The 6692-nt window shown below is 52.1% G+C and carries 8 protein-coding genes; 4 read left to right on the top strand and 4 right to left on the bottom strand.

Annotation, left to right across the window (positions count from 1 at the left end):
* The first annotated feature begins 210 nt into the window (after positions 1-210).
* Positions 211-678, top strand: coding sequence for a nucleoside deaminase (locus E7Z62_08970; protein ID MBE6523233.1), 468 nt, complete (start codon positions 211-213; stop codon positions 676-678).
* Positions 679-1196: 518 nt separating this feature from the next.
* On the opposite strand, the gene E7Z62_08965 is transcribed toward E7Z62_08970, so the two are convergent.
* Positions 1197-1466, bottom strand: coding sequence for a translation elongation factor EF-1beta (locus E7Z62_08965; protein MBE6523232.1), 270 nt, complete (start codon positions 1464-1466; stop codon positions 1197-1199).
* Positions 1467-1475: 9 nt separating this feature from the next.
* A complete protein-coding gene (locus tag E7Z62_08960) occupies positions 1476-1643 on the bottom strand; it encodes a DUF1610 domain-containing protein (GenBank protein MBE6523231.1) in 168 nt (55 codons plus the stop codon).
* A gap of 256 nt (positions 1644-1899) precedes the next feature.
* Here E7Z62_08960 and E7Z62_08955 point away from each other — a divergent pair, with 256 nt between their 5' ends.
* From E7Z62_08955 to E7Z62_08945, 3 genes are read left to right on the top strand one after another with little or no spacing between them, the layout of a single operon-like run.
* Positions 1900-2961 (top strand): Fic family protein, encoded by a 1062-nt coding sequence (locus tag E7Z62_08955; protein MBE6523230.1) that lies wholly within the window; start codon positions 1900-1902, stop codon positions 2959-2961.
* Positions 2962-3001: 40 nt separating this feature from the next.
* Positions 3002-3184: a hypothetical protein gene (locus E7Z62_08950; protein MBE6523229.1), complete on the top strand. Its 183-nt coding sequence runs from the start codon at positions 3002-3004 to the stop codon at positions 3182-3184.
* A 3-nt stretch (positions 3185-3187) separates the two neighbouring features.
* The gene (locus E7Z62_08945) at positions 3188-3886 is read left to right on the top strand and encodes a DUF89 family protein (GenBank protein MBE6523228.1); all 699 of its coding nucleotides are present in this window, start codon (positions 3188-3190) and stop codon (positions 3884-3886) included.
* A gap of 3 nt (positions 3887-3889) precedes the next feature.
* On the opposite strand, the gene E7Z62_08940 is transcribed toward E7Z62_08945, so the two are convergent.
* Together E7Z62_08940 and E7Z62_08935 are read right to left on the bottom strand one after the other, a co-directional pair.
* Entirely contained in the window at positions 3890-5245 is a 1356-nt protein-coding gene (locus E7Z62_08940) for a winged helix-turn-helix transcriptional regulator (GenBank protein MBE6523227.1), read from the bottom strand.
* A gap of 97 nt (positions 5246-5342) precedes the next feature.
* Positions 5343-6482, bottom strand: a complete 1140-nt coding sequence (locus E7Z62_08935) for a glycosyltransferase family 4 protein (GenBank protein MBE6523226.1) — start codon at positions 6480-6482, stop codon at positions 5343-5345.
* Between the last annotated feature and the right edge of the window lie 210 nt (positions 6483-6692).

Raw genomic sequence — 6692 nt, 5'->3', positions numbered from 1 at the left:
CTGCAACATCCTCACCTTGGGCATGCAAGGTGTTCAGTCTCCGAGCTGATGGATGGAGAGCAGAGGGATCTGCGATCGCATAGAGGAAACCGAGGGTTTCCTCAAAGCCGTGAGAGTACAGGGTCTTATGGCTCCCTCTCGAATGAAGATGAGCCCGATTTATTATGAATGTATCGACAGGATAATCATCCTCTTTGTGAATTCAGGTTCATGGCAGATGACAGGGAATTGCTCGAAATGGCGGTCCAGGAGGCCCTGGACGGAATCAGAGCGGGGGATGGCGGTCCGTTCGGGTGTGTCATAGCGAAAGGCGGAGCGATCATCGCAAAGGGCCATAACCGCGTTCTTGTCGATAAGGATCCCACCGCACACGGCGAGATCGTCGCAATCCGCAAGGCATGCGATGCCCTCGGAACCATCGACCTGTCGGAATGTACCCTGTACACCTCTGCGGAACCATGCCCTATGTGCAGGGCGGCCATCTGCTGGGCCAAGATAGGGAAGGTGTTCTACGCGGCATCCATGAAGGATGTCGACGTATTATTGGGATTCAAGGACCTCACAATGGCCGAATCCCTCGTGAGAGGGGAGGACATAGTTGCTTCCGAGCAGATGGATGTCGATGGGAAACTGTTACCGCTGCAGGAATACAAATCCATGCAGGGCACCATATATTGATATTACATTATTAGGAAGAAAAAATGCTCTGTTCTATGACGACAAAAGTGTAGGCGCAGGAGGCTTGGCGTCCTCCTGCTGCTTGAAGCTTTAATGAGGTTTATCAGAATGCTGGCTCGAACCTCATCTCGAGGGGCTGTCCGCAGATCATGCACCTGGAGAATGGGTTCAACTCATCATTCACTGTTCCGCAGTATTTGCATATGCATCCCATGAATTATGGTAAGTAATTGCCAATATATATTGGAGTCTAAAGGTCGGAACTTAACTGCTGAAAATTATCGTTGGACGTATTGACTCACTCATCGTCTTCCGATGATTCCTCATCGAAGCAGACCTGCTTGTTGCCCTCGGTCGAAGGTGCGACGTAGTCGGGTGCCGCCTCGGGCCTGTCGGCCGGGTATTCCTCGGCAAAGGTCGCTTTGTAATCCTCGTCGGAGACTATCTTTCCGGAAGGGAACTTGTACAATGTCATGGAAAAAGAAAGAACAGAGGGGTGACCCTCCGTGAGATGTTTTTCAGAGTACCGTTGAAGCCACGCACTCGATCTCGGCAATTCCGGGGATCGCGCGGAGCGCATCCTCGAGCTTGGTTCCGATCTCGGAGTCGGTGTCGTCGATGACGAAACCGGCGGTGATCTTCATGAGACCGAACGCAACAGGGTTGATGCTGGTCTCGGTGATCTTGATTCCTGCGGGAATGAGCGTGGGGAGCTTCTCGATGATAGCATTGAGGTCCACTTCTGTTCCCTCGGGCATGAGGTCATATCCTGCAACGATCTGTCCCATTCCAACACCTCATGGTCCGATGAATCCGCATTTTTTGCACTCGTAAGGGACGGACTGGTCGCGGCACTGGTCGCACCTTCCGATCTCGTAGTCCCCGCACTTGGGGCACTTGAAGAAAGTGTTGCCGTGGCCGATGAGTCTCTTACCGCATGAAGAGCATATTTTGTCAGCTGCCATGTATTGTGCGATAATATAACTTATATAAAACACAATGCCCGGTTAAAAATGGGGGATGTGGAGGAATAATGGGTTTCCTACCCGTCTATTAGGGTATTTTTATTTCGTTCTTGAGAGTGATTTAACATTGTTAAATCTATGTATGTGTTGAGTTTTATTGCATAATTTTTTCTATGATTTTATGCAGTAAATGTTGTTCCAGAAAAGTGGTATTTAAGCAGTTATCAATTTATTGCATAAAAATTAATACTAAATTATGCATATAATCGATATGCACACCTTCGATTATTCTTTCCTGAAGGATATGTCCGTATCAACGGCCTTTGCATCCCGTTTGGCCCGTATAGAAGGAATGAGGTCGAAGTCCGCATCCTTCTCGGCCGATAATCCAGATACCGCCAGGGATATGAGGGAGCTGTCTAAGATCATGTCCACTAGGGAATCTAACGATATCGAAGGGATTTCGACCGAGGACTCCCGCCTGATGGGGCTGCTCACCGGGAAGGTAAAGCCCAAGGGGCATAGCGAATATGAGATACTCGGCTACAGGGATGCCCTGAACAAGGTGCATGAGGGATATGCGTCCATGGATGTGGACGAGGACACGATATTGGACCTCTTCTCGACCCTGATATCGTATACGGGCGAGGGCCCCGGATACAAGAGGCGCAACAACGAGATAGTGGACAAGGACGGGAGCGGCAAGGTTCTGAAGAGGTACAGGACGGTGCCTGCGTCACAGGTCGGGGAGTCCATGTTTCAACTGATCGGGGCGTTCAACGACGCCAGGAATGACATGGGGATCCCGAACATCCTTCTCCTTCCCTGTTTCATCATGGATTTCCTGAAGATCCATCCGTTCATGGACGGCAACGGCAGGATGTCCAGGCTGCTGACGATACTGCTGATGTACCAAGAGGGACTGGATGTCTGCGCATACGTTTCCATTGAAGCAATCATAAACCAGTCCAAGGCGGATTATTACGAGGCCCTGGAGCAATCCGGGGAGGGGTGGTTCGAGGACCTTTCCGATTACCGTCCGTTCATGGAGTACATGATAGGCGTCATATTCCTGGCCTACAGGGAGCTGGACAGGAGGATGGCCCTCTGTACCGGGAAGCAGAATAAGGAGGACAGGGTGGAAAGCGTATTGCTGAACGTCTCCATACCGATCTCTAAGCGGGAGGTCTGTGCACTGATCCCTGACGTGTCCGATACCTATGTGGAGCTCATCCTATCCAGGCTCCAGAAGGAGGGGAGGATCGAGCGGATCGGCACAGGGAAGGCATCGAGGTACAGGCCTGTTACGAAAAGATGAGAGCACAAACTATATCCTCATCCCGCCCGTACGCCCATCCATGAGGGTCCAACCAGATTGCGTTCCGTGTTTGCTTAACCGTATACTCTTCCAGTCCAGACTTTCCGAGGGCATGGATGAGAAGGCATCGGTGGAGAATGCGCTGAGGGCCTATGCGGAAGGTTTCGGCTATTCGAGGAAGTCCGTGGACATAGCGACGGAGGTGCATTGCGCCTCGTACTAGGTCCTGGGGAAGGATCCCTATCATGACCTGAAGGTCAGGGCGGACGATGTGGCGGAGAGGTTCATGGACCTTGCACAGAGGTATGTCGATTCCTCGGAGGACAAGCTGAGGGCATGTCTGATGGTCTCCGTGATAGGGAACATCATGGACTTCGGGACCCCGGGAGGGATCGATACTCCTGAGGAGTTCGAGGCGGTCTTCCAGAAGCTGATAGACCAAGGATTGGGATTGGATAACTCCGACAGGATCGAAGCGGTACTGGACAGGCCCGGGACGATCGTCTATCTGTTCGATAACTGCGGCGAGTCGCAGCTAGACAGGATCCTGATAAGATACCTTCGCTCACGCGGCAAGAGGGTTGTAGGTGTCGTGAGGGGAGAACCCATACTGAACGACGTCACCAGGGAGGATGCGATCCGTTCCGGATTGGATAAAGAATTGGATCTGATGTTGGATACTGGCACATTCTATGTCGGTCTTGATTGGAGATGCGTTCCCGATGACGTGATGAGAGAGATAGAAGGGTGCGACATCATCATCGCCAAGGGCATGGGGAACTTCGAATCCCTGTCGGAGGAGGATCTGCCCGTACCGATAGCCCATGTGCTCCGCACCAAATGCGGGCCTGTGGCGGATTCGATAGGCGTACCGCAGAATGTCAACGTAGTATTCGTTCGCGGACGAATCTTGACGTGTCGGTAATGTTCAGTTCGTATTATCGATGGTCATCGAGCTTTCGATAATCCAGAATCCGTTCTTCCGTGCCCCTTCGCGTTTCAGTACCCCTTTGTTCTTCAGGGATGTGACCAGACCGTTCACGACCCCTGTGGACATGCCTGTCCTCTCGGTGATCTCCCTTACCGAGATATGCGGGTCCGCTCTCATCAGCTGCAGTATCTCGGATTCCTCAGCGGTCAGCACCGATCTGGGGACCGTCATCTGCTGGGATCTGCGGATGAAGCGGAACATGAATCCCTGATCCGTGTTGTCATAACGGTATCTTACTCCCTCCTTCCCGCATTCGTCGAATATCCTGCGGAAACCTGTTCCGAATTTGTCTGTTGTTCCCTCGTAGTATAGAATCTCGGCGATGATCGGATTGCGCAAGACCGAACGCTTCTCTCCGCTGGCGAAGGATTCTGGGTCGCAGTTGTCGGCCATCGGGCCCGGATTGAACACGCAGATCTCGCTGGGTGTGAGGTATATCTCGTTGAAGGGCTGCGTCTCATACCTCATATGGGCGAAGCTATTGACGACGACCTCCCTGATGGATCTCACCGGGACCTCCGGGATTTCCTCCCTTCTGGTGCCGACGATCTCTGCGCTCCAGGACATTCTTCTCTTGATGTATGATATCCCTTCGTCCACGCACTGTCTGATGTTTCCACGGATCTCGCCTATGTCAGCGAATGATAGCATCTCGTCCGTGTTGTATACGGCGGTCTTTAGGGTGAGCGGCCTGTCGGTGGAGAACAGGTAGTAGCCTGCATTGTTCAGTATATCATCCTTGTAGATGAGCCTCAGATGCCTGAGGGTGTCCATCATGTCACGGTACATGAAATCAAGGCGTCCTTTGTCGTTGCATTTATTGATATATTCGATGAGGACCTTCTCATCTATGCAGTCGACGGTATGCCCGGAGGATCTGGTCTCCCATCTGTCCGTTCCTGAGCTGTGGGATTCCAATATCGTGAGGAGCTGATCGTTGTTCATTATCAGGTCCTCGTCATCCGAACGGATGTAGTAGCGGCCGTATGCCGTATACGGCGCCTCTGTCCCCTCGGCTACGACCTTTATGACGTCCTTCCCCTGGTATTCTTCCACGCTTATGGAGGGAAGGACTTTGGGGCGGATGTTCTCGCGGACTGCTTGAGAGATGTCGCGGGTCGTATCTGCACCTATCGTGAAGTATTCACATACGGCACCGTCGTTCTGGATACCGAAGAATACGGTCCCGTGCCCGTGCTTGTTCAGCATGGATGCCAAGGATACGACGCTCTGCCTCAGTTCCGCCGTCGTCTTCTTGAATTCCAATTTCTCGGATTCCCTCAGTTCCGCCATACTGCAAGGTACCGCTTTAAGATATTTAATTTATTTTATTTTATTTTTATTAAATAAAATTGAATATTGATAAAATAAATAACAGGGTGCTGGAAAGTCATTCCTTCTTTGATTCGATTATCTCTCTGTAGAGCTTCTCCAACCCGATGCCAGTGTTCTTCAGGGAGTAGAATTCCGCAGTCCTCCTTGCGCCTTCGCGCATGGATTCTATGTTCTCGAGGCCTTGGATGACGGCCCTGGCGCAGTCCTCTTCCGTTGTTTCGAAGAGATAGCCGTTCTCCCCGTCCTTTATCACATCGGTGAAGGCGCGGCCGTTGGCGCATAACGCGGGCACCCTGCAGGCCATTGCTTCCAGGGTGGTGAGGCCCTGCGTCTCGAACTTGGATGCTGTGATGAATATGTCCGCGCAGGAGTAGTATGATATCAGTTCGTCATCGGGGACGAAGCCGGCGAAGACCACTCTGTCCGAGACGCCCTCGTCGACGGCTATCTGCTTCAGTTCGTCGCTCTGGGGCCCCTTTCCGCATATCAGGAGGACCACGTCACTGTCCAAATGCTTCATGGTGCGGATGATGAGGTCCACCTTCTTCTCCACAGAGAGTCTGCCGACTGTGAGTAATACTCTCTTCCCCTCGAGTCCGTGGCGTTCCCTTATCTCATCGCCTTTGTCGTTCCTGACGAACCTTTCGTGATCCACGCCGCATGCGATGACCTCCATGCGCTTGGCCTTGACGCCCATTGCTTCAAGTTCTTTCTTGATTGGCGTGGTGGGGACGATCACGGCGCCCGGTCTCTTCAGCTCTTGACGGAGGTAGATTTGAACTAATTTGTTCAGAAAGTTCGGGGGGAGCTTGATCGGGGAGTATTGGTAGGCGACCTCGTTCACCATGGTGCAGAACGTCTGCACGCAGGGTATCTTGGAGTAATGGGAGGTGACTAGACCCTTTAGTGTCATCACGGTGCATCCCTGCATGTGGATGATGTCCGGTCTGAGTTCCTTGACGAACTTGAGGTTGTTGTGCCTGAATGTCGGCAGGAGGTAGCCTTCGTAGGACTTGAAGGGCTTGGATTTGATGTAATAGACTCCCTCTTCTTCATCCTTCGGATCCATGGGCTTGGGGGCGCATATGAAGACCTCGTGCCCCATCTTCTGGAGGATCTCCCTGGTGGCCACTGCCATGGTGACGTTCCCGTCGCGTGTGGGGAGATAGCTGTCCGTGATAAGGAGTATCCTCATTGTGCCTCAGGGGTTCGGATGGGATGGAGATATAAAAGGGTGATTTTATAGGGAAAAAATGAGTATGTAAAACGAGCGTTGGGCAGACCATTTTATATATCATAAATTAATAGCAACTCTTGACCTTAGAGAATCTGTCAGGAGGTTAGGGGCCTGACGGGAAGGAAGAGGTCTTAGCGGTGAAGGCCCGCGGATCCGTACGTTAGGGAC

It is taken from the genome of Thermoplasmata archaeon, assembly GCA_015063285.1.
Classification (GTDB): domain Archaea; phylum Thermoplasmatota; class Thermoplasmata; order Methanomassiliicoccales; family Methanomethylophilaceae; genus Methanoprimaticola.
The sequence above is the reverse complement of the archived record's forward strand: the minus strand, read 5'-3'. Positions and strand labels throughout refer to the sequence as shown.